Below are 24072 nucleotides of genomic sequence, written 5' to 3' on the forward strand. Positions count from 1 at the left end.
CATCAACGGCGAGGTGCGCTTCAAGTCGCACTGCTTCAAGGTTTCGAGTGCGCTGGCTGAGCTGCCCATCGCGTTGCGCGCCTGTAGCGAAACTGACGGCTGCTACGACGTGTACTTTGTTCATCATCGCATCGATACCATCGACTTGAAGGAACGCGGCGAAAGGAGCTAAATGTGTTACCCATGTCCTGACACACCTGTTACCCATGTCTCCGGTCCATACACAGCAGCAAAGAAAGTGACTGCCGCCCCGCACAGGGGCAGTGCTAATAAACCGACACGAAATCGGGATCCGGCGAAAAACCTTCGCATCCCAAACCAAACCCTACCGCGAGAAACGAGCCGCGTCGCCGCGCCACTCCCACCAAACCGCCACCAGAAACGCGCCCGCGGCCACGGTCAACACACCAATCAACGCATCAGCTCTGACGCGCTGCATCAGCGTCCCGGCGATCATCGGCCCGCCGAAGCTCGCCACGCTCCACGATCCGCCGACGATAGCCGTCGCCGACACGAGCATTGGACCGCGAAAGCGCTCGCCACACGCGACGATCGACAGCGTGTAGATACTTCCCGCCGCCGCACCGATCACAAAGAGCAGCGGCCAGCAAATCCACGGATGCGACATCGCCCAAGGCAGCAACGGCAACAGCAGAACCACAACGACGCCCGCGCCCGCATGCACCTTCGCGCGCCCGATGCGATCGGCGAGCCAGCCGATGGGAAACTGCATCGTCGTGTCGCCCAACAAAATCGCCGATGCGAACAGCACGCCGACATCCTCGCCGATGCCGTGCGAAATCGCGAAGAGCGGCATCAGCGAGAGCGCGAGCGTGTCGAAGAGGGCGAAAAAGCCCGTGCCGATCACGAGCGCCGGCATGCGCGGCAGCACCTGCCGCCAATCGCCATGTTCGTCGTCACCGCCGCCGGAAGCGAGCGACTGCGGCGCACCGCGTATCGACGCGAGCACGGGCAACGCCAGCAGAAAAATCGCGCCGCAGATCGCAAAGCGCATCGAATGCAGTCCGCCGATCACGCTGACGAGCACCGGGCCCGTCATCTGGAAGAGGGTGAAGTTGGTCGCGTAGATCGCGACGACGCGGCCGCGCGTCGAATCGTCGGCGAGTTGCGTGACCCACGCTTCGCCGATCGTGAAGAGCAGCATCAGCGCCGCGCCGCACAGAAAGCGCAGCACCGCCCACAGCCACAGATCCACGGTGAACTGCATCGCGATGGTCGAGAGCGCCGCGACGATCACCGTGCCGACGATCGTCTCGCGCGCGCCGCAACGCGCGGCGACGCGGCTCGCGAACGGCGCGACGGCGAGTCCGCCGCCCGCCTGCATCGCCGTCATCAGCCCGACGATGCCAGTACCGTAGCCCGCCTGCACGAGCGCGAGCGCGGTCAACGGCAACGTCGCGCCGAGGCCGAGGCCGACCACCGCGACGCTCAGGATCAGCGCGAGAAAGTCACGCGAGAGGATGCCCTTCATGCAGCGTGCCGCTCGCCGGAAATCAGGCGGCCTGTCCGATCGAAAGACGGCGCGCGCGCTTGTCGAGCGTCGCCGACACCAGCGTGAGGCCGAACGCGCTCGCCGCCATCAGAATGCCGACCCACGGCAGCGACGTGAGCGGCGCGCCCGCGCTGATCACGCAGCCGCCGAGCCACGCGCCCGTCGCGTTGCCGAGATTGAACGCGCCCTGATTCAACGTCGATGCGAGATTGGGCGCATCGCTCGCGCGATTCACGATCAGCATCTGCAGCGGCGGCACGATCGCGAACGCGAGCACGCCCCAGAAGAAGATCGTGATCATCGCGGAAACGGGTTCGTGCATCGTGCCGGCGAAGATCGTCAGGATCGCGACGATCGCGAGCAGGAACGTCAGCAGCGAGCGCAGCAGCTTCCAGTCCGCGAGCTTGCCGCCAAGCGTGCTGCCGACCGTGAGGCCGAGACCGAAGAGCAGCAGCACGTACGTGACCGCGTGCGGCGAAAAGCCGGTGACGTCTTCGAGAATCGGCGTGATATACGTGAACACCGAGAAAAGACTGGCCGACGCCAATACGCTGATGCCGAGGACCATCAGCACTTGCGGATTCTTGAGCACGTCGAACTCGCGCAGGATGCTGGTGTCGCGCATCTCGATGTGCTTCGGCAGGCACACCGCGAGCGCGCCCGCCGCCGCAATGCCGATCAGCGTGACGACCCAGAACGTCGAGCGCCAGCCGGCAGCCTGGCCGAGCGCGGTGCCGAGCGGCACGCCGAGCACGTTGGCGAGCGTGAGTCCGGTGAACATCAGCGCGATGGCCTGCGCGCGGCGGTTCGGCGCGACGAGATCGGCGGCGACCACCGAGCCGATGCCGAAGAACGCGCCGTGGCAGAACGCGGTGACGATGCGCGCGCCCATCAGCACCCAGTAATTCGGCGCCAGCGCGCACAGCAGATTGCCGACGATGAACACGCCGATCAGGCTCATCAGCGCCTTCTTGCGCGGCATTTTGGCCGTGATCACCGCCAGAATCGGCGCGCCCACCGTGACGCCGAGCGCGTAGCCGGATACGAGCATGCCCGCCGCCGGGATCGTCACCGCGAGATCGCGCGCGACGTTGGGCAGCAGGCCCATGATGACGAATTCGGTCGTGCCGATGCCGAACGCGGCAATGGCGAGAGCGAAAAGAGGCAGAGGCATGGTGGAGGCGGACGAAGTGTCACGTCTGGGCGCATCGTCGGATTGAGCGATGCAGGCGCCGAGGCGGAGTTGAAGGCTCGGATTGTACCGAAAGGTAATTTTCGATGCTGGTATAAACCCTGATAAGCGTCGGCCCGCGCCATGCCGCGCCTGAACGGATATTCTTTTGCACGCGGCGACGGCGCATGGCTCTTGCCGATGCGACGCCGCCATGCGTCAGATGTTTCCGGTAACACCCTCGCGGCCGCGCATTCCTTGCGCGTCGCGGGCGCCGGAGAGTGTTGGAAAAACGCTGCAACTATCGAACGAAAATGTCACCGACAAAAATCTGTATCGGCCTCGCGCTCGCATCCACGATGCTCCTCGGCGCACTCGCGCACGCCCAGAGCGACGCCGCCGGCCCCATCGCCACGCAGGCGGGCGCGCTGCATTTCCTGCGCGACGAATCCGGCATGGCCGCGCTCATCGACACCCAGGTGTTCGATCGCTTCGACGCGAAGCGCATCGCGCATTTCGATGAAACCTCCGGCGCGAGCGACACCGTCACGCGCATGCTCGTGCAATCCGACACTGGCCCCGTGCTCTACGATTTCCGCCGCAATCCGCCGCTCGTGCAGCGCGTGAGTCAGCGCATGACGGTGAGGCGCGTGTTCTGGCAGGGCGAGGAAGTGGTGATGCAGTCGAATCTCGGCTGGTTCGGCTTCCAGCGCGGCAAGCTCACGAAGCTGCAATCGTCGACGACGATCTATCACTGACCGGAAACACGCGCTCGCCGGCGATCACGTACAGCGCTTCGCCGCGCACTTCGCCGTTCACCTCGAAGCCGCCCGTGAACGCGCCGAACGCGGGCAGCACGCCCGCGCGCGCACCGAAGCGAAAACACGGCAGACGCACGCTGTCGACGCGCGTCGCGAGCCGGTAGACCGGGTGTTCGTGTCCGGCGAGCGCGTAAGCGCCATCGACCGTCTGCGGATGATGGCAAAGCGCCCACGGCCCGAGCACGTGCGGTTCCTTCACGACATCGACGCCGAACATGGCCGGCAGCGCGCCCGCGTGCTTGTCGTGATTGCCTTCGACCAGCACGAGTTCCAGCGCGCGATGTCGTGCGCGCCACGCGGCCAGCGCGTCGAGCGTTTCGTCCGCGTGCGATTCGCGCGCGTGCAGCAGATCGCCGAGAAACACGATCGATTCCGGCCGATGCGCCGCGACGAGCGCATCGAGCCGGGCAAGGCTCTCGCCGGTCGTGCCGACGGGCACCGGAATGCCACGCGCGCGGAACACGGCGTCCTTGCCGAAATGCGCATCGGCGATGAAGAGCGTGTTCAGACGCGGATCGAAGGCCGCGCGATCCGCGGAGAGCACGAGCGCGTGGCCGTTGATGTCGATGGTCAGTGCTTCCATTTAAGCTTTCGCCGCCTTCTCCAGATCCGCGAGCATCCGCTCGACGCGATCCGACAGCTTCTCCGTGCTCACCTTTTCCCGCAAGCGCGCGACGATCAGCGGGAACGCAAAGGGCGTCGGCTTCTTCGGGTGCATGAGCGCGAGGCGGCTTTCGCTCATGCGCTGCAACGCCGCGCGGATGCGGCCCAGTTCCAGTTCCTGCAGCATCACTTCCTGATCCGCCTGCGCGAGCAGCAGATTGTCGCTGTCGTGCTTGCGGAAGACCTCGTAGAACAGTCCGCTCGACGCCTGCAACTGTCGCGCGCTTTTCTGCTGCCCCGGATGGCCCTGATAAATCAGCCCCGACACGCGTGCGATTTCCCGAAAACGCCGTGCCGAGAGTTCGGATGCGTTGAGACTCGCCAGAATGTCGTGCTCCAGATTCTCCGGCGAAAAGAGTCCTTCCACGATGAGCGTCTCCCAGTCGAACGGCCGTGCCGACAGCAGTTCGAAGCCGTAGTCGTTCATCGAAATGGAGAATGTGCCGGGCTGATCGCGTGACGCTCGCCAGCCAAGCAGCGATCCCAGACCGATATGCGCCATGCGCCCCGCGAACGGATAGCAGAAGAAGTGATGACCTTCGCGCGAGCGCACCAGTTCGACGACCAGCACGCCCGGCCCCGGCAGCGCGGACCACTTCGCCTGCAGATCGAGCAGCGGCCTGACGGCGCGCATTTCGGGCTCGTCGTAAATGCCGTCGTTGGCGCGCGCGAGCATCACGAGCGCGGCGTCCGCGAGTTCGGACGAGAGCGGCATCTTGCTGCCGGCCCATTGCGGCATCGCACCGCGCGATGAGCTCGCGCGCTTCACGTAGGCGGTCATGTCGCGCACGCGCACGAGTTCGAGCGCGCGTCCGCCGAAGGTGAAGACGTCGCCGGGTTTCAAACGCGAGATGAACGATTCCTCCATCGCGCCGATGCGCCCGCCCGTCATATACGCCACGTTGATGGTTGCGTTCGCGACGATCGTCCCGACGTTGTTGCGATGCCGGCGCACGAGATCCTCGCGCGGCACGCGATACACGCCGTCATCGCCCTTCACGACGCGATGAAAGTCCGGGTACGCCCCGAGCGATGCGCCGCCGCGCTCGACGAACGTGAGCGCCCAGTCGAACTCGCGCTCCGTCAGATCGCGATACGCATACGCGGTGCGGACTTCGTCGAGCATCGCAGCGGCCGTGAAGCCGCCGCCGATCGCCACCGTCACGAGATGCTGCACGAGCACGTCGAGCGGTTTCAACGGCATGTCGCGGCCTTCGATGCGGCGTTCCTCGATCGCCCAGCGCGCCGCCGCGGCTTCGACGAGTTCGAGCGCGTGCGTCGGCACGATCGTCACGCGCGACACGCGGCCCGGCGCGTGGCCGGAGCGTCCCGCACGCTGCATGAGCCGCGCGACGCCCTTCGGCGAGCCGATCTGGAACACGCGATCGACCGGCAGAAAATCGACGCCCAGATCGAGACTCGACGTGCACACGACCGCCTTCAGTTGCCCGTTCTTCAGGCCGAGTTCGACCCAGTCGCGCACCTCCTTGTCGAGCGAGCCGTGATGCAGCGCGAGCAAGCCGGCCCATTCCGGCCGCAATTCGAGCAGCGCGCGATACCAGATTTCCGATTGCGAGCGCGTGTTGGTGAAGACGAGCGAGCTTTGCGCATGATCGATTTCATCGGCGACGGGCCCGACTTGCCGCACGCCGAGATGGCCGCCCCACGGAAAGCGCTCGATGGTCTCCGGAATTAGCGTATCGACGACGAGCGTCTTCGGCTGCGCGCCGCGCACGACCACGCGCGGCGTCTTCACGGGATGCAGCAGCGCATCGTGCGCGAGGGCGAGATTGCCGAGCGTCGCGGACAAGCCCCAGATCTGCAATTCCGGCCGCCAGCGCGCGAGCCGCGCGATCGCGAGTTGCGTCTGCGTGCCGCGTTTGTTGCCGAGCAGCTCGTGCCATTCATCGACGACGATCATGCGCAGGTGCTTCAGTTCCTCCTGTGCATTGGCGCGCGTCAGCATCAGCGTGAGGCTTTCGGGTGTCGTCACGAGCGCGGAGGGCATGCGCCGACTCTGACGTGCGCGTTCCGTCGATGACGTGTCGCCGGTGCGCAATCCGACCGTCCACGGCACGGACAGCGCGGTCACCGCGCCTTGCAGCGCGCGGGCGCTGTCGGCGGCGAGCGCGCGCATCGGCGTGATCCAGAGGACGGTCAGCGGCGCGGGCAGCGCGTTCGGTTTCGGCGACGCGTGGGCATAGGCGGCGAGCGCGCCGAGCCACACGGCCCAGGTCTTGCCCGCGCCGGTCGTCGCGTGAAGCAGGCCGCTCGCGCCGCGTGCGATCTCGCGCCACGCTTCGCGCTGAAACTCGAAGGGCTGCCAGCCGCGCTCGTCGAACCAGCGCGCGATGCGTTCATCGATCGGCGTCGCGGCCTGCGTCGCGTCGAAGGCGAAGGGCGCGGGCGTGAACGAATCGGCGGCAGCATCGAGCTTCGCCTGCGCCGCTCGCGTGCGCGGAATGCGGCGGGGACGCGGCGCGCGCCGCCTTTCCTTGTCCTTGTCCGATGGCTCCGGCGCGCTCATGCCGTCGCCTCGTTCAGAAAGCCCTTGAGCATGTCGAGGGTATCGGCGTCCTCGATCTTCTTGTCGGTGCGCCAGCGCAACATGCGCGGAAAGCGCACCGCGATGCCCGACTTGTGCCGCGGGCTCGCCTGGATGCCTTCGAAGCCGATCTCGAAGACGAGCGTCGGCGTGACGCTGCGCACCGGCCCGAACTTCTCGATAGTCGTCTTGCGCACGATCGCATCGACCTGGCGCATTTCTTCGTCGGTGAGTCCGGAATAGGCCTTCGCGAACGGAACGAGCGTGCGCGTGCCGTCGGCTTCGTCCCAGACGGCGAAGGTGAAATCCGTGTAGAGACTCGCGCGCCGTCCGTGGCCGCGTTGTGCGTAGAGCAGCACGGCATCGATCGCATACGGATCGATCTTCCACTTCCACCATGTGCCCGACGCCTTCGTGCGCCCGACGCCGTACATCGACGCGCGCTCCTTCAGCATCAATCCTTCGACGCCGCGCGCACGGCTTTCGTCGCGCAACGCGCCGAGCGCTTCCCAGTCGGATGCGACGACCATCGGCGAAACGCGCAGCACATCGACCGCGAGCGACGACGCGAGCGCATCCAGGCGAGCGCGTCGTTCGTGCAGCGGCGCCGTGCGCAGGTCGCGGCCATCGGCTTCGAGCAGATCGTAGGCGAGCAGTGCGGCGGGCGAATCGGCGAGCACCTTTTTGGTGAGCGACTTGCGCGTGATGCGAGGCTGCAGGCGCGCGAACGGCAGCGGCGCGTTCGCGCCCGGCTCCCATGCGAGAATCTCGCCGTCGATCACAGTGCCGTCGGGCAGCGCGGCGCCGAGCGATGCGAGTTCGGGAAAGCGCTCCGTGACGAGATCCTCGCCGCGCGACCAGATCCACACGCGGCCCGCGCGCTTCACGAGTTGCGCGCGTATGCCGTCCCATTTCCATTCGACGATCCAGTCGCCGGGCGAGCCGAGCGTCGCCGGATCGGCTTGCAGAGGATGCGCGAGGAAGAACGGAAAGGGCAGGCCGATATCGCTTTCGTGCGGCGTATCGACATCGTCGCCTTCGGCAGCCGGCGCGATCAGCCGCAGATATCGCGCCGCGTTCGGCGTCTGACGCGAATCGGTCCAGCCGACCATGCGTTGCGCGATGCGTTTGTGATCGACGCCGGCGACTTCGGCCAGCGCGCGCACGACGAGCTGGCGCGCGACGCCCACGCGAAAGCCGCCGCCGATCAGCTTCGTCAGCAGAAAGCGCTCGCTCCAGTTCAGCTCGTCCCAGTAGCTCAGCAGCCTGTCGCGCAACTCGGGCGGGTTCGCGCCGCGCAAGGTCAGCACGCGTTCCTCGATCCACTGCGCGAGCCCGAGCGACGATTCGCCCGACGCAGGCGGCAGCACATGCGCGATGGTTTCCGCGAGATCGCCGACCGCCTGATAGGACTCTTCGAAAAGCCACTCCGGCAAGCCCGCGCGCTCGCGTGCGAATTCGACCAGCAGGCGCGTGGGCACCGACTGGCGCGGCTTGCCGCCCGCGAGAAAGTACGACGCCCATGCCGCATCTTCAGGCTGCGCGCCGGAGAAATACGCGATCAGCGCTTCGAGCTTTTCGTTGGTCGATGTCGTCGCATCGAGCGCGGCGTAGAGCGTCGCGAAGCGCTTCATGATGCCTCGGCGGTGTCGGCTTCGACGGCATCGTCGCCGTATTCGGTCTTGAACGCGCCCGCGTCCAGTCCCTGCTCGCACAGCCAGCGCACCATCGGCTCGATCTGGCCGTGCGTGACGATCACGCGTTGCGCGCCCGTTGCTCCGATCGCGAGTTGCAGGCCGGGCCAGTCGGCGTGATCCGAGAGCACAAAGCCGCGATCGACGCCCTTGCGCCGCCGCGTGCCGCGTAGGCGCATCCAGCCGGACGCGAAGGCGTCGCTGTAATCGCCGAAGCGGCGCATCCAGGTGCTGCCTTGCGCCGACGGCGGCGCGACGATCAGCGCGCCCTTGAACGCGGCCTTGTCCTTCGCGGCGATTTCGCTGACGAGGCGCGTCTGCGGCAGCGCGACGCCCGCCTGCACGTATGCGCGATTGAGCGGCTCGACCGCGCCGTGGCAGAAGATCGGGCCGATGGCCGCATCGACGCTCGCGAGCACGCGTTGCGCCTTGCCGAACGAATAGCAGAAGAGCACCGACGCGCGCCCCTGCGCCGCGTTGTGCCGCCACCATGAGTCGATGCCGTCGAAGACCTCGCGGGAGGGATCCCATCGGTAGATCGGCAAGCCGAACGTCGATTCGGTGATGAACGTATCGCAGCGCACGGGCTCGAAGGGCGCGCAGGTCGGATCGGGCTCGACCTTGTAATCGCCGGACGCCACCCACACGCGTCCCTTGTATTCGACGCGCACCTGCGCCGAGCCGAGCACGTGCCCTGCCGGATGCAGCGACACGCGCACGCCGTTTACGTCGATCGCTTCGCCATAGGCGAGCCCTTGCAGATCGATGCCCGGCAGCCTCGACAGCAACACGCCGACGCCCGCTTCGGCCGCGAGATAGTGCGCATGGCCGAAGCGCGCGTGATCCGCGTGCGCATGCGTGATGACCGCGCGTTCGACGGGCCGCCAAGGGTCGATATGGAAGTTGCCCGGCACACAGAAAAGACCTTCGGGCCGCGCGACGATGAGATCGGAAGAAGTGTCCACTGAATGTTGAGGGATGCGTGTGATGACAGCCGCGTGACATGCGTGCCTTCAGGCTACGCGGAGGTGTTCGATTCTGGCAACAAAAGCACGCCACGTGCCCGTCATGGCGCTTTCATGAATCGCGTCTAGGGTGTAAAAGTTGGTTTGACCCGGACGTTTTGTTTAGCGACTCGTTCGGGCCGTTTGTTAGCGAAACACGCGCGCACGGGGCGCGCGCGCCGCGGTCTTCCTCATATGCCGAACATGGACACGATGGTTGCGCCGACCGCCGCAGAAGCGGTCTGGATCGTCAGGCTCCAGGGTCATCCGCAGTATGACTTCGTGCGCCTGAAGCGGGTGTTCACCGACCTGGGCTCGCGTCATCAGGTCGTGCTCGTCGACGTCCGAAAGCTCCTCGCGTGCGCCAATCGCGACGACACGGATTACGTGCTCAAGGCCGTCGATGACTGGCACGCGGGCAAGGTGCGCGGCATCCGCGAGTTCCTCGACCCGGACAATCCGCGCGTGCCCGAAATGCCCTATGTGACGATCAGCGTGCGGCGCTCGCCGGGCCTGCTCGGCCTTCTGGGCGTGAATCGGGAAGGCGTGGTGGCGTTTCGCAACGGACAGCATCGCGCGCGCTACATGGCGCACGCCGGCGCGTTGTGCATGCCGGTAGAGGTGCACGAGCGCGAGGCGGTCTTGCTGCGCGAGATGTGCGCAGCGCCGGATGCGTCGGGTGCCGAATACGGAGAGATTTAAACGCGAACCCGCGGGCCAGATCGTTCGGAGGACGTCCGGCCCTTTGGGTTGCGATGTCGTCAGTTCGCGGTCGCCGACGCGCCGTGCATCGTTTGCAAGGTCATGACGGACTGCAAGGGCGGTCGCATGGTTTCCTCGGGCCGCGGGCTCTGGCCAGCGAATTCGCGGCTCAGATAGTCCAGTGCATAGTCGATGAAATAGCGTGTCTTCGCCGGCAGATACTGCCGTCCGGGATAGACGATCGATACTTTGACGTCGGGCTCGTCGATCGCGTAGTCATCCAGCAGGCGAACGAGCGTGCCATCTTCGAGATCCGAGCGCACGATGCCTTCCGCAACGATCGAGAATCCCATGCCCTTCAGCGTGGCGAGGCGCACCATCAGCCCATTGTTGACCGTGTACACGGGCGCGAGCGTAATTTGTTCGGTTTCTCCGAGGTGATGCCGGAAGTGCCAGGTCTGACTACGCATCTCGTTCGGCAGTCCGACGGAAGGCATCGATTGCAAATCGGTGGGTGAATTGGGCATGCCATGTTCGGCGACGAATGCCGGCGTCGCAACCGGGACAAGTGAGTTGGTGCCGACCGGCCGCTCGATGAGCGCCGTGCTCGAAACCATGAAAGCCGTGACGATGCCCAGGTCAAAGCCGTCCTCGACGAGATCCACGTGTCGCTCTGCGAGGGTCAGGCGCACGTTTACTTTTGGATAGATTTTGCGAAAGCCATCGATGAGCGGAGTCAGCGTGAGCAGTGAAATCGCGCTCGAGGCGACGACGCGCAGCGTGCCGCTCGGCTCGCCCTCGGTGTGCGTGACGGTCGATTCGAGATGGTCCAGTTCTTCCAGCAGCGCGCGGCAGCCCTCCAGATAACGCGTGCCGGCTTCAGTGAGAGAAAGATTGCGCGTGGTGCGGTTAATGAGACGAGTTCGCAAATGCGCTTCGAGCATGGCGATTGCCCGAGTGACCAGCGCATTGGAGACGTCGAGTTGCTGCGCGGCGCGACGGAAGCTTTCTGTATCCGCTACGCGCACGAAAACGCGCATTGCGTGGATCTGATTCATATTGGATGCCCTCGCGGTTGCACTACATGGACTTGGATTTTGCGCCTTTGCCGCATGCGTGTGTCCGGTATTGGGCATCGCATGAGCTGATAATATTTACATCAAGAGAAGATTGCAATACGTAAATGACACGGTTTTGGATGTAATGGTCGTCCTTTCTTGAAAGAGTGTTTCGCCTTCTTTAACGAACGCCGATCTCGAGCGGGCGCGCCATTAAGGATGTCGAGTTTTTGTTTGCAAGTTTAATATATTAGAATTTTCAGTATGTTGTATATAAAAATAATAATTTTTCTTATGATATATGTAATGCTCGCTTAAGACGTCGAATTTTGTACTGCGTCGAGTCCGATTCGAGGCTTGATATATAAGGAAGCGTCGGCGAAAGCTTTTATTTATTGATAGGACGATTTCGATAACGTTTCTTGCGAAAATCTTACTGCCGAGGGCCGACTTTGATCAGCTTCATGACAATCGCGCCATTTTCGTGAGCGAATTAGAAGCCTAGTGCGCTGATTTAATATCTGGGAGCCGATTAGTCTGAAATCGGTTTATTTTCCAGACTCTCGGTTGGATATCTATTGATGTACGAAGGCGCGGCCGCTTCAAATCGGCGGCGCTTATGGCACGCGAATTGTCGCGTTGAAAACCGGCCAAAGCGACGCGGGTATTTCGCCCGATCCAGCAATATCCCATTCGCGCTATTCATTTTCCCGCTCGTTTTTCACTGTGGTCCGCAGTTCTTCGCGAACATCGCGGCGATGGACGCTACGGTCGGACGGGCGTGCTCCTTGCGCGATAATCGGCGGACACACAAGGAGGCTCTGTTCATGGCTCAATCCAATCCGACGACCGTCACGCTGCCGACCGGCGAGGCCTTCCCGAAGCTCGGCCAGGGCACCTGGGAAATGGGCGAACGGCCCGGCGCGCGCAAGAGCGAGATCGCGGCGCTGCGCGAAGGCGTCGAACTCGGCATGACGCTCATCGATACCGCTGAAATGTACGGCGACGGCGAAAGCGAGAAGCTCATCGCCGAGGCGCTCGGCGACCGGCGCGACGAACTGTTCATCGTCAGCAAGGTGTATCCGCACAACGGCAGCGAACGCGGCGTGCAGGCCGCGTGCGAGCGCAGCCTGAAGCGCCTGAAGACCGATCGCATCGATCTCTATCTGCTGCACTGGCGCGGTGGCGAGGATCTGGAAGGCGTGGTCGCGGGTTTCGAGAAACTAAAGGGCGACGGCAAGATTCGCCACTGGGGCGTGAGCAACTTCGACACCGACGACCTCGAAGAACTCTTTTCGATCGACTGCGGCGATGCCTGCGCGACCGATCAGATTCTCTACAACGTCGCGCGGCGCGGATCGGAATTCGATCTGCTGCCGTGGCTGCGCGAGCGACGCATGCCCGCGATGGCGTACAGCCCAGTCGATCATGCGCGCCTGCCGCGCGGCGGCGCGCTCGAAAAGATTGCGGCGGCGCGCGGCGTGTCGGCGTTTCAGGTCGCGCTCGCGTGGGTGCTGCAACAGCCGCAGGTGTTCGCGATTCCGAAGGCGGCGGACGTCGCGCATGTGCGCGAGAATCGCGCGGCGCTCGACCTTCATCTGTCCGCCGATGAACTCGCGGACATCGATCAGCAGTTCAAACCGCCGAAGTCGAAGCGCTCGCTGGAAATGCTTTGATGCCGCGCCGGATCAGGTGCACGCGTGATGCGCGTGCACCGAGCCGAGCACGGCGACTTCGGCGGGCGTGCGCCGGAGATCGGCTTCGCTGACCTGCTTCGCGTCGGCGAGGAAGTCATCGACGATCGACGATACTTGCGTATCCGGCAGGCACAGCGATACGCGCCTCGTCTCGCCAACCGGCAGCGATGCGCGCTGCGACAGGAACAGCACGCCATACTGATAACCGCGCACGATGCCGCGCACCGCGCCCACGCATTGACCCTGCGCCGCGTTGTCGGACTTGGCGGTGCATTGCTGCACGAGTGCATAGGCGGAAAAGGTCGGATCGGCTGAGCCGGACGCTGCCGCTGACGGCGCGGTCTGCGCCTGCGCGGCCATCGCGGCGCTCAAGGTGAATGCACAGAGCGCGACGGAAAGGGCGGGTTTCATCGGTTGAATCCTCGTTGTTGTTGAACATCGAACCGATGAGAGGCGCGCGAACCCGCTTTGGTTCCGACGAATGGCCGCAGCGCCCCCGAACTCAGCGCTCCTGACGCTGCAGCGTGCGCAATTCGTCGATGGGAATATGGCAATGGATCGCGTGCCCGTCGGCGGCGTCGCGGCAGGGCGGCGTTTCGGTCTCGCAGATCGCGCCGATCTTGCGCGGACAGCGCGTATGGAACACGCAGCCCGAAGGCGGATTCGCCGCGCTCGGCAGTTCGCCCGTCAGCCGGATGCGCTTCGCGTGCGTTCCGTCGATCGACGGCACCGACGACAGCAATGCTTCGGTGTACGGATGCTGCGGTCCGTCGAAGACCGCGGCGGCGCGCCCGATCTCCATGATGCGCCCGAGATACAGCACCGCGATGCGGTCCGACAGATAGCGCACGACATGCAGATCGTGCGAGATGAACACGTAGCTCACGCGCCGCTCGCGCTGCAAATCCGCGAGCAGATTGAGGATCGCGGCCTGCACGGAGACGTCGAGCGCGGAGGTCGGCTCGTCGCAGACCACGACGCGCGGATCACCCGCGAACGCGCGTGCGATCGCGACGCGCTGCTTCAGTCCGCCCGACAATTGCCGCGTGCGCGAGCCGAGATAGCGTGCCGGCAGGCGCACGGCTTCCGTCAGCGTATGCAGGCGTTTTTCCTTTGCTTCGCCGTGCAGCGCCGCGAGCTTCGACAGCGAACGCGCGATCAGTTGCCGCACGGAATGCGCGCGGTTCAGCGCCGAATCCGGATTCTGGAAAACGATCTGCAGCGACTTCACCTGCTCGTCGCTGCGCTTGGTCACGCGCTCGGCCAACGCGGCGCCGTCGAGTTCGAGCGACGCGCCTTTATCGGGCGATACGAGTCCGAGGAGCAGCTTCGCGAGCGTCGTCTTGCCGCTGCCCGATTCGCCGACGAGCCCGAGCGTTTCGCCTTGCACCAGATCGAGCGAGACGTCGTGCACGGCGCGCACTTCTTCATCGCCGACACGGAAGGTCTTCGAGAGATTGCGCGCGGAAAGCGCGAGCGGCTGATCCTCGCCGTTTGCGACGTACACCGGCGTTTCTTCGGTCGAGCGCGGCAGCGTCTGCGCGCGTTCGTGGTAGTGGCAGCGCGCCATCTGATCGCCGTGCGCCGACGCGACGCGATAGGGCGGCGGCGCGTCCTTGAGACAGCGCTCGTCGGCGAGCTTGCAGCGCGGCGCGAAGATGCAGCCCTGCGCGATCGATCCCGGCAGCGGCAGCGAGCCGGGAATCGTGTCGAGACGCCCGCTCTCCTTGCTGCGGCTTTCGCGCGGCAGACAGCGCAACAGACCGACGGTGTACGGATGCCGCGGCCGCGCGAACACGTCGGCGGTCGTGCCTTCCTCGACGAGCTTGCCTGCGTACAACACGCCGACGCGATCGCACATGCGCCCGATCACCGCGAGGTTGTGGCTGATGAAGAGCACGGCCGTGCCGAGCTCCGCGCGCAACTGCGCGATGAGATCGAGCACTTCGGCTTCGACGGTGGCGTCGAGGCCGGTGGTCGGCTCGTCGAGAATCAGGAGCTCGGGATTGCACGCGAGCGCCATCGCGATGACCACGCGCTGCTGCATCCCGCCCGACAGTTGATGCGGATAACTCTCCATCACGCGCTCGGGCGACGCGATGCGCACGCGCCGGAGCATCTCGGCGGTGCGGGACAGCGCTTCGACGGCGGATGCGCCCGTGACTTCGAACGCCTCGGAGACTTGCCGCGCGATCGTGAGCGACGGATTCAGCGCGCGCCCCGGGTCCTGATAGACCATCGACACGGCATTGGCGCGCATGCCGCGCAGCGCGTCGGCGTCGAGCGATGCGACATCGCGCCCGGCAATCGATATGCGGCCCGCCTTCACGCGCCCGTTGCGCGGCAGGTAGCGCAGCACCGCGAGCGCGGCGGTCGACTTGCCGCAGCCCGATTCGCCGACGAGTCCATACGCCTCGCCGCGCTTCACGCGCAACGTGACGTCCTGCAGCACCTCGCGCTCGCGTCCGCGCGAACGATAAGCGACCGTCAGGCCGACGACGGTGAGCGCGTCCGCGTGATCGCCTTTCGCGGCGCCGAAGGTGGGAAAAGCCGATGGCGGCGGTCCGTTCATCGGTCGAGCACTCCTTGCACGGCATCGGCGACGAGATTCACCGCGATGACCAGCGACGCGATCGCGGCGGCATCGAAAACGACGGTCCACCACGCGCCGCCCGCCATCAGCGTGTAGCTTTCGGACAGCGCGAGGCCCCAGTCGGCCGACGGCGGCTGGATGCCGAAGCCGAGGAACGAGAGCGTCGCGACGGCGAAGATCGCATAGCCGAGACGCACCGTTGCCTCGACGATGATCGGCGGCAGCACGTTCGGCAGGATCTCCGCGAACATGATGTACACCGCGTTCTCGCCGCGCAGTTGCGCCGCCAGCACATAGTCCAGATGGCGCTCGCTCAGGACGGCCGCGCGCACGGTACGCGCGGTGATCGGCGCGAACGTCAGGCCGATCACGAGAATCACCGTCGTGTTGCTCGCGCCGACGGCGGCGAGCGCGAGCAGCGCGACGATCACGAGCGGCAGCGCCAGCATCGCATCGATCACGCGGCCGATGACGGCATCGACCCAGCCATCGAAATAGCCGACGACAAGCCCGATCGCCGTGCCCGCCGCGGTGCCGAGCAAGGTTGCGAGCGGCGCGATGGTCAGGATGTCGCGCGAGCCGACGATCACGCGCGCGAACACGTCGCGGCCGAGCTGATCGGTGCCGAACCAGTGATCGCCGGACGGCGCGACGAGCGAGTTGAGCGGATCGGATGCGTAGGGATCGTGCGGCACGAGCCAATGGCCGAAGAGCGCGCACACGACCCAGAAGAGCAGGATCAGCACGCCGATATCGAACGTCGTTGAGCGCATCAGTGCGCCGAGCGCTTCGAAGCGGCGCGGCTTGACGGGCGCCTGAGGCGCGACGGTCGTGCTCATCGCGCGTCTCCGTCCGAATCGGCGGTGCGCAGACGCGGATTGAGCACGACATAGAGCGCGTCCGCGATCAGATTCGCCGCCGTATAGATCACGCCGATGCTCAGCACGCCCGCTTCGAGCATCGGAAAGTCCTTGCCCCGCGCGGCGGTGTAGATCAGCGAGCCGATGCCCTGATAGTGGAACAGCGTCTCCACGACGACCAGCCCGCCGATCATGTAGCCGAGCTGCGTCGCGGCGACGGTCACGGTCGGCAGGAGCGCATTGCGCAGCACGTGTCGAAGAATCACGACGTGTTGCGGCAGGCCCTTGAGGATCGCGGTGCGCGTGTAGTCGGCGTCGAGCGCCTCGACCGTGCCCGCGCGCGCCATCCGCGCGATATAGCCGAAGAACACGAAGACGAGCGGCAGCACCGGCAGGATCAGATGCTCCAGTTGCGTGAAGAAGCCCGCGCCCGCGGGCGCGGTCGCTTCGATCGGCAGCCATTGCAGCCATACGCCGAAGATCAGGATCAGCACGATCGACGAGACGAACTCCGGCACGACCGTCGCCGTCAGTCCGCCGATGCTGATGAGCCTGTCGATCCAGCGCCCCGCGTGCAACGCCGCGTAGACGCCGCCCGCGATGCCGAGCGGCACCACGACGACGAACGCGAGCGCGCCGAGCTTCGCCGAGCTCCACAGCGCGTTGCCGATGAACGGCGCGACCGGCGCGCGAAACGCATAGGACTCGCCCATGTCGCCGCGCAGAAAATGGCTGATCCAGCTCGAATATTGCGTGAGCAGCGGCCGATCGACGCCCAGTTGATGATTCAGCGCCGCGACGGCGCGTGCATCGGCGAGCGGGCCGAGGATCGCGCGGCCGACGTCGCCCGGCAGAAGCTGGCCGCCCGCGAAGACGATCATCGAAAGAAGCCAGAGCGTGACGAGCGCGAGCAGCAGCCGCACGCCGATGAAGCGCACGACGCGTTTCATTTTGGCGAAGTCGGCTACGTGCGCCGTCGGCGTGACCGTGCTCATTTACGCGGATACCGTCGCGCGGTCGAACCACATCTGCGAGATCGCGTTGAAGCGCACGCCCGACACGTTGGCGCGCGTGACGATTAGCTGGTCGTAGAAGTAGGGGATCACGACCGGCGTTTCGTCGAGCAACAGGCGCTGGATCTGCCCGGACAGCTTCTTCTGCGACGCGACATCGAGCGCCGCGACGAACTGCGTGACGAGCTTGTCGTAGTCAGGATTCTTGAAGTGCGCCGCGTTCCACGTGCCCGCGCTCGTCAGCGGCGCGTTGAGGAACACGTTCGGCACGCCGCGATGCCCGTAATCCGTGATGCCAAGCGGCGAATCCAGCCAGTCCGACTTGCCGAACGCGCCCGAGCCGTAATACAGGTCCTGGCTCTCCACCTTCAACTGGATGCGAATGCCGATCGCCTTCGCCGCGTTCTGCACGACGACCGCGAGATCGGGAATCTCCATGTACTTCTCTGTCGTGAGCGTGACGTCGAAGCCGTTGGCGACGCCGGCTTCGCTCATCAGCTTCTTGGCCTGCGCGATGTCGATCTTGCGTTGCGGCACCGTGAGATCGCTCGACGGGAACACCGGCGCGAACGGGCTGTCGTTGCCGACGGTCGCGCGGCCGCGGAACAGCCCCTTCACGATGACTTCGCGATCGATGGAAAGCGCGAGCGCCTGACGCACGCGCTTGTCCTTGAACGGCGCCATGTCGCAGCGCATGTGAATCTGGCGATGCGAGCTCGACTTCGTGCCGAGCACCTTGAACTGCGGATTCGTGAGGATCGAAACGCCGCCCTGCACGGTGAAGTCGCCCATCACGTCGGCCTGACGGCCTTGCATCGCGAGGAGTTGCGCCTGCTGATCCGCGTAGAAGGAGAAGGTCACGCGATCGGGCAGCGATTTCTCGCCCCAGTAGTCGGGATTCCGCACGAACGACGCGCCGACCTTCGGCGTGTACTTTTCGAGCTTCAGCGCGCCCGTGCCCATGAACGTCTTTTCGTAGGGCCCGGTGAAATTCGCCGGCAGGATCACCGCGTTATACGTATCCGAGGAAACGTAATACGGGAAATTGCCGTTGGGCGCGTCGAGATGGAATTCGACGGTGTGATCGTCGATGGCCTTCGCCGAATCCTTCGACAACACGCCCTTCAACACCGACAACGCCGCCGAGCCCGCGCCCGGATCGGACAGGCGATTGAACGTGGCGACGACGTCCTTCGCGGTCATCGGCTGGCCATCGTGGAACTTCACGTTCGGGCGCAGCTTGAAGGTCCACACGTCGCCCTTCGCATTCGACGACCACGACAGCGCGAGCGCGGGCTTGAGCGTCAGATGTTCGCTGTCGTCGTCGATGAGGAATTCGCCCGTCTGATTGATGAGCGCGAGACCGGCGGCGTCGGTGACGGTGAGCGGATCGACGGCGCCCGCGGGCATCAGATGCGCGACGCGGATCGTGCCGCCGGGCTTGGCCGCGCCTTGCGCGCGTGCGGACGGCATGCCGAGGAGGCCGCCCGCCGTGAGCGCCACGCCGAGGATGCTCGCATGGCGCAGCAGCTCGCGGCGCGTGAGGCGCCCGGCCAGGAACTCGTCGATCGCGTGATTGCCCAGTTCGCCCGCGTGCGGGCGGGCGAGGTCGAGGAGATGCGCGTCGGTCGAAGGTTTTTTCATCGTGTGCGGATGTTGTAGTTGTCGTGCTCGCCCGGGCTTCGCGCCGCGCGAGCGATCAGGTTAGCCGCGCCGAAAAGCGCCGCCGCGTCTTTGGCCGGTAGCAAGGCGCGCGCCGAGTCTGCGTCGCGCGTGCCTCGCGCCCGCTTCAGTGATCGTGCGGATGCTTGTGAATCGGATCGACCCAATAGACTTCCTCGGGCTTTTCCACGGCATCGATGTTGAGATTCACCACCACCGCTTCATTGTCGCTGCGCACGAGCACGCATTCGAGCGGATCGTCGGTGCTGGCATTGATTTCCTGATGCGGCACGTAGGGCGGCACGAAAATGAAATCGCCGGGACCGGCCTCGGCGGTGAATTCCAGATGCTCGCCCCAGCGCATGCGCGCCTGACCGCGCACGACGTAGATGACGCTTTCGAGCGCGCCGTGATGATGCGCGCCCGTCTTCGCATTCGGATGGATCGTGACCGTGCCGGCCCAGATCTTCTGCGCGCCGACGCGCGCCGCGTTGATGGCGGCCGCGCGGTTCATGCCCGGCGTCTGCGGAGTGTTGGTGTCGAGCTGATCGCCCTTGATGACCTTGACGCCGTGTTCGCGCCAATCGATGTGCTGATGTGCGTCGCTCATGTCGGTTTATCGTCTGCGGATAAAGGAAAGCCCGTTGCCGCCACCAACAGAGCGAGCAACGGACTTCCGATACTACACGGTTCGATCGCGATTATTTCGCTTTCGAGTTGATGATCGCCTCGGACACGTTCGTCGGCGTCTCGGCGTAGTGCTTGAACTCCATCGTGTAGGTCGCGCGGCCCTGCGTCAGCGAACGCAGCGACGTCGAGTAGCCGAACATCTCGGCGAGCGGCACTTCCGCGCGCACGAGCTTGCCGCCGCCGCCCGCGATGTCTTCCATGCCCTGCACGAGCCCGCGCCGGCCGGACAGATCGCCCATCACGTTGCCCATGAATTCCTCGGGCGTCTCGACTTCGACGGCCATCATCGGTTCGAGCAGCACCGGTCTCGCCTTGCGCATCGCTTCCTTGAAAGCGATAGAGCCTGCCATGCGGAACGCGTTTTCGTTCGAATCGACGTCGTGATACGAGCCGAAGGTCAGCCGCACCTTCACATCGACGACGGGATAACCCGCGAGCACGCCCGCCTTGAGCGTTTCCTGGATGCCCTTGTCGACGGCCGGGATGAATTCGCGCGGAATCACGCCGCCCTTGATCTGGTCGACGAACTCGTAGCCCTTGCCCGGGTCCGGTTCCAGCGCGATCACCGCATGACCGTACTGGCCGCGCCCGCCCGACTGCTTGACGAACTTGCCTTCGATGTCCTCGACCTTGTTGCGCACCGTCTCGCGATACGCGACCTGCGGCTTGCCGACTGTCGCCTCGACGCCGAATTCGCGCTTCATCCGGTCGACGAGAATTTCGAGGTGCAGCTCGCCCATGCCGGAGATGATCGTCTGGCCGGATTCCTCGTCGCTCGCCACGCGGAACGACGGATCTTCCTGCGCAAGACGATTCAGCGCGATGCCCATCTTCTCCTGGTCGGCCTTGGTCTTCGGCTCGACGGCCTGCGAGATCACCGGCTCCGGGAAGATCATGCGTTCGAGGATGATCACGTGATTGGGATCGCAGAGCGTGTCGCCGGTCGTCGCTTCCTTGAGACCGACCGCCGCCGCGATGTCGCCCGCGCGCACTTCCTTGATTTCCTTGCGCTCGTTCGCGTGCATCTGCAGGATGCGGCCGAGCCGCTCCTTCTTTTCCTTCACCGGGTTGTAGACCGTGTCGCCCGAATTCACGACGCCCGAATAGGTGCGGAAGAAGATCAACTGGCCGACGAACGGGTCCGTCATGATCTTGAACGCGAGCGCGGAGAACGGCTCGTCATCGCTCGGATGGCGTTCCGCTTCCTTGTCGTCTTCCGTGTGGCCGAGAATCGCGGGCACATCGACGGGCGAGGGCAGATAGTCGATCACCGCGTCGAGCATCGCCTGCACGCCCTTGTTCTTGAACGCGCTGCCGCACAGCATCGGCACGATCTCGTTGGCGATGGTGCGCTTGCGCAGCGCCGCCTTGATCTCTTCTTCCGTCAGGCTCTCGTGATCTTCGAGATACTTTTCGAGCAACTCCTCGCTCGATTCGGCGGCGGCCTCGACCATCTTCTCGCGCCACTCGTGCGCGAGCTCCTTGAGATTGTCGGGAATCTCTTCGTAGTTGAACTTGATGCCCTGGCTGTCGTCGTCCCAGACGATCGCCTTCATCTTCACGAGATCGACGACGCCCTGAAAATGCTCTTCCGCGCCGATCGGAATCTGGATCGGCACCGCGACGCCCTTGAGGCGCTCGGCGATCTGACGCTGCACGCGAAAGAAGTCCGCGCCGACGCGGTCCATCTTGTTGACGAACGCGATACGCGGCACCTTGTACTTGTTCGCCTGACGCCACACGGTTTCCGACTGCGGCTGCACGCCGCCGACCGAGTCGTAGACCATGCACGCGCCGTCGAGCACGCGCATCGAGCGCTCGACCTCGATCGTGAAATCGACGTGTCCCGGCGTGTCGATGATGTTGATCCGATGTTCCGGATAGTTGCCGGCCATGCCTTTCCAGAAGGCGGTCGTCGCCGCGGAGGTGATCGTGATGCCGCGTTCCTGCTCCTGCTCCATCCAGTCCATCGTGGCCGCGCCGTCGTGAACCTCGCCGATCTTGTGCGTCACGCCGGTGTAGAAAAGGATGCGCTCGGTAGTCGTCGTCTTGCCGGCATCGATGTGAGCGCTGATTCCTATATTCCGATAGCGCTCGATGGGAGTCTTGCGGGGCACGTGAACCTCCTGTGGATGTGTCGACCCTGGCCACCATGCGGCGGCCATCGGCGCGACCTGAAGTGGTGAGATGCGTCGCGCTGAATCTTTTTAGGATAGCGCGTCGGCAAGCTCTTTGCAGGAATCCTGCCAGCCCGGAGGAAGGGACTTTTCGGACGCAAAAAAACCGGCGTGCCTTGCGACGACGCCGGTTTTCCGATCGGGCGAAAAGCCTTTACTGCGCGCGCGGCAAGCCCTTGAGTTGCATGCCGGGCTTGATGCCCTTCGCGGCGAACCAGCCCTTGGACATTTCGAGCGCGTACACGCCGTTGTTGCGCGGGCAGTGATTGTTCTCGGTTTCGGCCTGCATTTCGTCGATGTCGGTGATCGTGCCGTCCGCGCGTATGAACGCGATCGACAACGGGATCAGCGTGTTCTTCATCCAGAAGCAATGCACGGCGTTTTCGTTGAACACGAAGAGCATGCCTTCGTTCGGCGCGAGCTTCGTGCGATACATGAGGCCTTGCTCGCGATCGGCATCGTTCGCGGCGACGGCGGCGTCGATCACGTACATGCCCGCGGTGAGCTTCGCGCGCGGGAAATCGGACGGCTGCTTGGCGCCGGGCGGCATCGTCTGGGCCTGCGCGAGCGGCGCGGCCGCGAACGGCAGCAGCAACGCGATCACACATGCGCGAATCATGGCGGCGATGCGCGAGCGCCGGGCCGAAGCCGTCGAACTGAATGGTGACACCAAGGCACGCAACAACAGATTCACGACGATGCTCCTCTCAAGACAAACGTTGTGCCGGAAAGCCGGCGGCCCCGCGCATGTTACTCGATGCGCAAGCACAAAACAAAAGGGCAGACGCCTTGCGGCCATCTGCCCTTCAACGCCGTAAAAACGGCGGTAATGCTCGTTCTTGACTTCGCTATACCGCCGTTTACAACGAACTTACTGAGCTGCCGAAGCGGCTTCCGGAGCCGAAGCGGCTGCCTTCTTGTGCGACTTGTGCGACGACTTGTGCGACTTCTTGTGCGCCGTCGACTTGTGAGCCGACGAAGCAGCTGCCGGAGCAGCAGCGGCCGGAGCCGAAGCTTCTTGTGCGAAAGCGGCAGTTGCGAACAGGCCAGCGACGAGAGCAGCGATCAGTTTGTTCATCTTGTGAATCCTCAGCTTGAGTTAATTAACCAAACGACCCGGTCATTGAGTCATCTCGGTAAACGAGCCACCTACCTTTCGGTTGACAGTCGCTTCGATAAATTAATCGCGATACGACTGTGAACGCTTGAACCTTTCAAACTCCCTGGAGCACACAGGTTGTTGTAATCAGTTTTTCGCTCATGCCGGATAGCTTTACGCGGCATCTGACGCCCTTAACGCATCGCGAGAGGAGTCGGTTGACGCGATTTACAGAGAATTGCGCAGCAGACCAAAAAAATATTCGAGTCGCGACACGCGCTACTCGAACTTCATGACATTGCCTTTAAACACATCGCAATGAAGCGAGCAATGTCGCTTATTTTCGGGATAGTTGAATGCGATTCAACGAAGGCGTTGCCAGGGCGCGCCCGGTGGAACCTCGACGCTCTCACCCGGCGCGATGTCCAAAGTGAAGATATCGAGCGCGCCGATCGCGACGCGCACGAGCCGCAAGGTCGGAAAGCCGACGGCCGCCGTCATGCGTCGGACCTGCCGGTTCTTGCCTTCGGTGATGGCGAGCTCGATCCACGTCGTCGGGATGGCGGCGCGATAGCGGATCGGCGGCGTGCGCGGCCAGAGCGCGCCGGTGTCGCGTTCATCGACGAACGCGGTGCGACAGGGGCGCGTCACATAGTCGCCGAGATCGACGCCTTTCGCGAGACGCGCGAGCGCGGCGTCGTCGGGCGCGCCTTCGACTTGCGCCCAGTAGCGCTTCACGAGCTTGTGGCGCGGCTCCGCGATGCGCGCCTGCAACGCGCCGTCATCGGTGAGCAGGAGCAGGCCTTCGCTGTCCGCGTCGAGCCTGCCCGCGGGATACACGCCCGGCGTCTTCACCCAGTCGCCGAGCGACGCGCGCGATTCGTGCGCGGAGAACTGGCAGATGGTGCCGAACGGCTTGTTGAGGGCGATGAGTGACATGCGAGGCGGCGCGCGGCGTGATCGGATGCGGCATCTTAATGCATGCGCATGGCCGCCTCGGGCGCGCCGGGGCAGGCCAGCATGGTTAGAATGATGTCGTGACCAACATCGGGGCTGTGCGTCGTCGCCCCCCATGCTGCATCGCATCGCTCTCTATCCAGTTTGTTTGCT

The 24072-nt window shown here is 64.6% G+C and carries 20 protein-coding genes; 3 read left to right on the top strand and 17 right to left on the bottom strand.

The features are described 5' to 3' along the window. Positions 1-325 precede the first annotated feature (325 nt). A complete protein-coding gene (locus QCE73_RS02900) occupies positions 326-1492 on the bottom strand; it encodes an MFS transporter (protein ID WP_309879685.1) in 1167 nt (388 codons plus the stop codon). A 22-nt stretch (positions 1493-1514) separates the two neighbouring features. Beyond that, complete coding sequence (locus QCE73_RS02905) at positions 1515-2687, bottom strand: MFS transporter (RefSeq protein ID WP_035497865.1); 1173 nt, start codon at positions 2685-2687, stop codon at positions 1515-1517. A 311-nt stretch (positions 2688-2998) separates the two neighbouring features. Between QCE73_RS02905 and QCE73_RS02910 the strand changes: the two genes are divergently transcribed. After that, complete coding sequence (locus QCE73_RS02910) at positions 2999-3442, top strand: hypothetical protein (RefSeq protein WP_309879686.1); 444 nt, start codon at positions 2999-3001, stop codon at positions 3440-3442. Here QCE73_RS02910 and pdeM read toward each other — a convergent pair. Genes pdeM through QCE73_RS02930 form a run of 4 tightly spaced genes read right to left on the bottom strand, consistent with a single transcriptional unit; the run spans position 3405 to position 9372 of the window. Beyond that, positions 3405-4088 (bottom strand): ligase-associated DNA damage response endonuclease PdeM, encoded by a 684-nt coding sequence (pdeM, locus tag QCE73_RS02915; RefSeq protein WP_309879687.1) that lies wholly within the window; start codon positions 4086-4088, stop codon positions 3405-3407. The genes QCE73_RS02910 and pdeM overlap by 38 nt on opposite strands. Continuing rightward, complete coding sequence (locus QCE73_RS02920; RefSeq protein ID WP_309879688.1) at positions 4089-6695, bottom strand: ligase-associated DNA damage response DEXH box helicase; 2607 nt, start codon at positions 6693-6695, stop codon at positions 4089-4091. Continuing rightward, the gene (locus QCE73_RS02925) at positions 6692-8347 is read right to left on the bottom strand and encodes an ATP-dependent DNA ligase (protein ID WP_309879689.1); all 1656 of its coding nucleotides are present in this window, start codon (positions 8345-8347) and stop codon (positions 6692-6694) included. Before QCE73_RS02925 ends, QCE73_RS02920 begins: the two co-directional genes overlap by 4 nt. Then, the gene (locus QCE73_RS02930; RefSeq protein ID WP_309879690.1) at positions 8344-9372 is read right to left on the bottom strand and encodes a ligase-associated DNA damage response exonuclease; all 1029 of its coding nucleotides are present in this window, start codon (positions 9370-9372) and stop codon (positions 8344-8346) included. The genes QCE73_RS02925 and QCE73_RS02930 overlap by 4 nt, the downstream gene beginning before the upstream one ends. Positions 9373-9606: 234 nt before the next feature. On the opposite strand from QCE73_RS02930, the gene QCE73_RS02935 reads away from it, so the two are divergent. Then, positions 9607-10113 (top strand): plasmid fertility inhibition factor family protein, encoded by a 507-nt coding sequence (locus QCE73_RS02935; protein ID WP_035497871.1) that lies wholly within the window; start codon positions 9607-9609, stop codon positions 10111-10113. A 59-nt stretch (positions 10114-10172) separates the two neighbouring features. Here QCE73_RS02935 and QCE73_RS02940 read toward each other — a convergent pair whose 3' ends face one another. Then, positions 10173-11171, bottom strand: a complete 999-nt coding sequence (locus tag QCE73_RS02940) for a LysR family transcriptional regulator (protein WP_035497872.1) — start codon at positions 11169-11171, stop codon at positions 10173-10175. Positions 11172-11998: 827 nt separating this feature from the next. On the opposite strand from QCE73_RS02940, the gene QCE73_RS02945 reads away from it, so the two are divergent. After that, a complete protein-coding gene (locus tag QCE73_RS02945; protein WP_309879691.1) occupies positions 11999-12847 on the top strand; it encodes an aldo/keto reductase in 849 nt (282 codons plus the stop codon). A gap of 12 nt (positions 12848-12859) precedes the next feature. On the opposite strand, the gene QCE73_RS02950 is transcribed toward QCE73_RS02945, so the two are convergent. The 10 genes from QCE73_RS02950 to QCE73_RS02995 all read right to left on the bottom strand — a co-directional run bounded on the left by QCE73_RS02950 (position 12860) and on the right by QCE73_RS02995 (position 23901). Then, a complete protein-coding gene (locus tag QCE73_RS02950; protein WP_309879692.1) occupies positions 12860-13279 on the bottom strand; it encodes a hypothetical protein in 420 nt (139 codons plus the stop codon). A 91-nt stretch (positions 13280-13370) separates the two neighbouring features. After that, positions 13371-15440, bottom strand: coding sequence for an ABC transporter ATP-binding protein (locus QCE73_RS02955; protein WP_309879693.1), 2070 nt, complete (start codon positions 15438-15440; stop codon positions 13371-13373). Then, a complete protein-coding gene (locus QCE73_RS02960; protein WP_035497876.1) occupies positions 15437-16300 on the bottom strand; it encodes an ABC transporter permease in 864 nt (287 codons plus the stop codon). Before QCE73_RS02960 ends, QCE73_RS02955 begins: the two co-directional genes overlap by 4 nt. Further along, positions 16297-17316 (bottom strand): ABC transporter permease, encoded by a 1020-nt coding sequence (locus tag QCE73_RS02965; RefSeq protein ID WP_035497877.1) that lies wholly within the window; start codon positions 17314-17316, stop codon positions 16297-16299. Before QCE73_RS02965 ends, QCE73_RS02960 begins: the two co-directional genes overlap by 4 nt. Next, a complete protein-coding gene (locus QCE73_RS02970) occupies positions 17317-18978 on the bottom strand; it encodes an ABC transporter substrate-binding protein (protein ID WP_309879695.1) in 1662 nt (553 codons plus the stop codon). A gap of 145 nt (positions 18979-19123) precedes the next feature. Then, entirely contained in the window at positions 19124-19606 is a 483-nt protein-coding gene (locus QCE73_RS02975; protein WP_035497879.1) for a cupin domain-containing protein, read from the bottom strand. 91 nt (positions 19607-19697) lie between these two features. Next, positions 19698-21803: an elongation factor G gene (gene fusA / locus QCE73_RS02980; protein ID WP_035497880.1), complete on the bottom strand. Its 2106-nt coding sequence runs from the start codon at positions 21801-21803 to the stop codon at positions 19698-19700. A gap of 214 nt (positions 21804-22017) precedes the next feature. Continuing rightward, on the bottom strand, positions 22018-22482 hold the full coding sequence (locus QCE73_RS02985; RefSeq protein WP_250483156.1) for a DUF192 domain-containing protein: 465 nt from the start codon (positions 22480-22482) through the stop codon (positions 22018-22020). A 252-nt stretch (positions 22483-22734) separates the two neighbouring features. Beyond that, entirely contained in the window at positions 22735-22941 is a 207-nt protein-coding gene (locus QCE73_RS02990) for a hypothetical protein (protein WP_075583803.1), read from the bottom strand. A 384-nt stretch (positions 22942-23325) separates the two neighbouring features. Further along, the gene (locus QCE73_RS02995) at positions 23326-23901 is read right to left on the bottom strand and encodes a pseudouridine synthase (RefSeq protein WP_309879697.1); all 576 of its coding nucleotides are present in this window, start codon (positions 23899-23901) and stop codon (positions 23326-23328) included. Between the last annotated feature and the right edge of the window lie 171 nt (positions 23902-24072).

Origin of the sequence: Caballeronia sp. LZ029 (genome assembly GCF_031451275.1) — a bacterium.
In the GTDB taxonomy this organism is placed as follows: Bacteria; Pseudomonadota; Gammaproteobacteria; order Burkholderiales; family Burkholderiaceae; genus Caballeronia; species Caballeronia jiangsuensis.

Bases quoted from the DNA above. Each gene is read 5' to 3' on its own strand.
- QCE73_RS02905 (WP_035497865.1), bottom strand. From the start codon at position 2,687: ATGCCTCTGCCTCTTTTCGCTCTCGCCATTGCCGCGTTCGGCATCGGC.
- QCE73_RS02970 (WP_309879695.1), bottom strand. From the start codon at position 18,978: ATGAAAAAACCTTCGACCGACGCGCATCTCCTCGACCTCGCCCGCCCG.
- QCE73_RS02960 (WP_035497876.1), bottom strand. From the start codon at position 16,300: ATGAGCACGACCGTCGCGCCTCAGGCGCCCGTCAAGCCGCGCCGCTTC.
- QCE73_RS02920 (WP_309879688.1), bottom strand. From the start codon at position 6,695: ATGAGCGCGCCGGAGCCATCGGACAAGGACAAGGAAAGGCGGCGCGCG.
- QCE73_RS02950 (WP_309879692.1), bottom strand. From the start codon at position 13,279: ATGAAACCCGCCCTTTCCGTCGCGCTCTGTGCATTCACCTTGAGCGCC.
- QCE73_RS02995 (WP_309879697.1), bottom strand. From the start codon at position 23,901: ATGTCACTCATCGCCCTCAACAAGCCGTTCGGCACCATCTGCCAGTTC.
- QCE73_RS02955 (WP_309879693.1), bottom strand. From the start codon at position 15,440: ATGAACGGACCGCCGCCATCGGCTTTTCCCACCTTCGGCGCCGCGAAA.
- QCE73_RS02945 (WP_309879691.1), top strand. From the start codon at position 11,999: ATGGCTCAATCCAATCCGACGACCGTCACGCTGCCGACCGGCGAGGCC.
- QCE73_RS02940 (WP_035497872.1), bottom strand. From the start codon at position 11,171: ATGAATCAGATCCACGCAATGCGCGTTTTCGTGCGCGTAGCGGATACA.
- QCE73_RS02975 (WP_035497879.1), bottom strand. From the start codon at position 19,606: ATGAGCGACGCACATCAGCACATCGATTGGCGCGAACACGGCGTCAAG.
- QCE73_RS02985 (WP_250483156.1), bottom strand. From the start codon at position 22,482: ATGATTCGCGCATGTGTGATCGCGTTGCTGCTGCCGTTCGCGGCCGCG.
- QCE73_RS02910 (WP_309879686.1), top strand. From the start codon at position 2,999: ATGTCACCGACAAAAATCTGTATCGGCCTCGCGCTCGCATCCACGATG.
- QCE73_RS02900 (WP_309879685.1), bottom strand. From the start codon at position 1,492: ATGAAGGGCATCCTCTCGCGTGACTTTCTCGCGCTGATCCTGAGCGTC.
- QCE73_RS02990 (WP_075583803.1), bottom strand. From the start codon at position 22,941: ATGAACAAACTGATCGCTGCTCTCGTCGCTGGCCTGTTCGCAACTGCC.
- QCE73_RS02965 (WP_035497877.1), bottom strand. From the start codon at position 17,316: ATGAGCACGGTCACGCCGACGGCGCACGTAGCCGACTTCGCCAAAATG.
- QCE73_RS02935 (WP_035497871.1), top strand. From the start codon at position 9,607: ATGCCGAACATGGACACGATGGTTGCGCCGACCGCCGCAGAAGCGGTC.
- pdeM (WP_309879687.1), bottom strand. From the start codon at position 4,088: ATGGAAGCACTGACCATCGACATCAACGGCCACGCGCTCGTGCTCTCC.
- QCE73_RS02925 (WP_309879689.1), bottom strand. From the start codon at position 8,347: ATGAAGCGCTTCGCGACGCTCTACGCCGCGCTCGATGCGACGACATCG.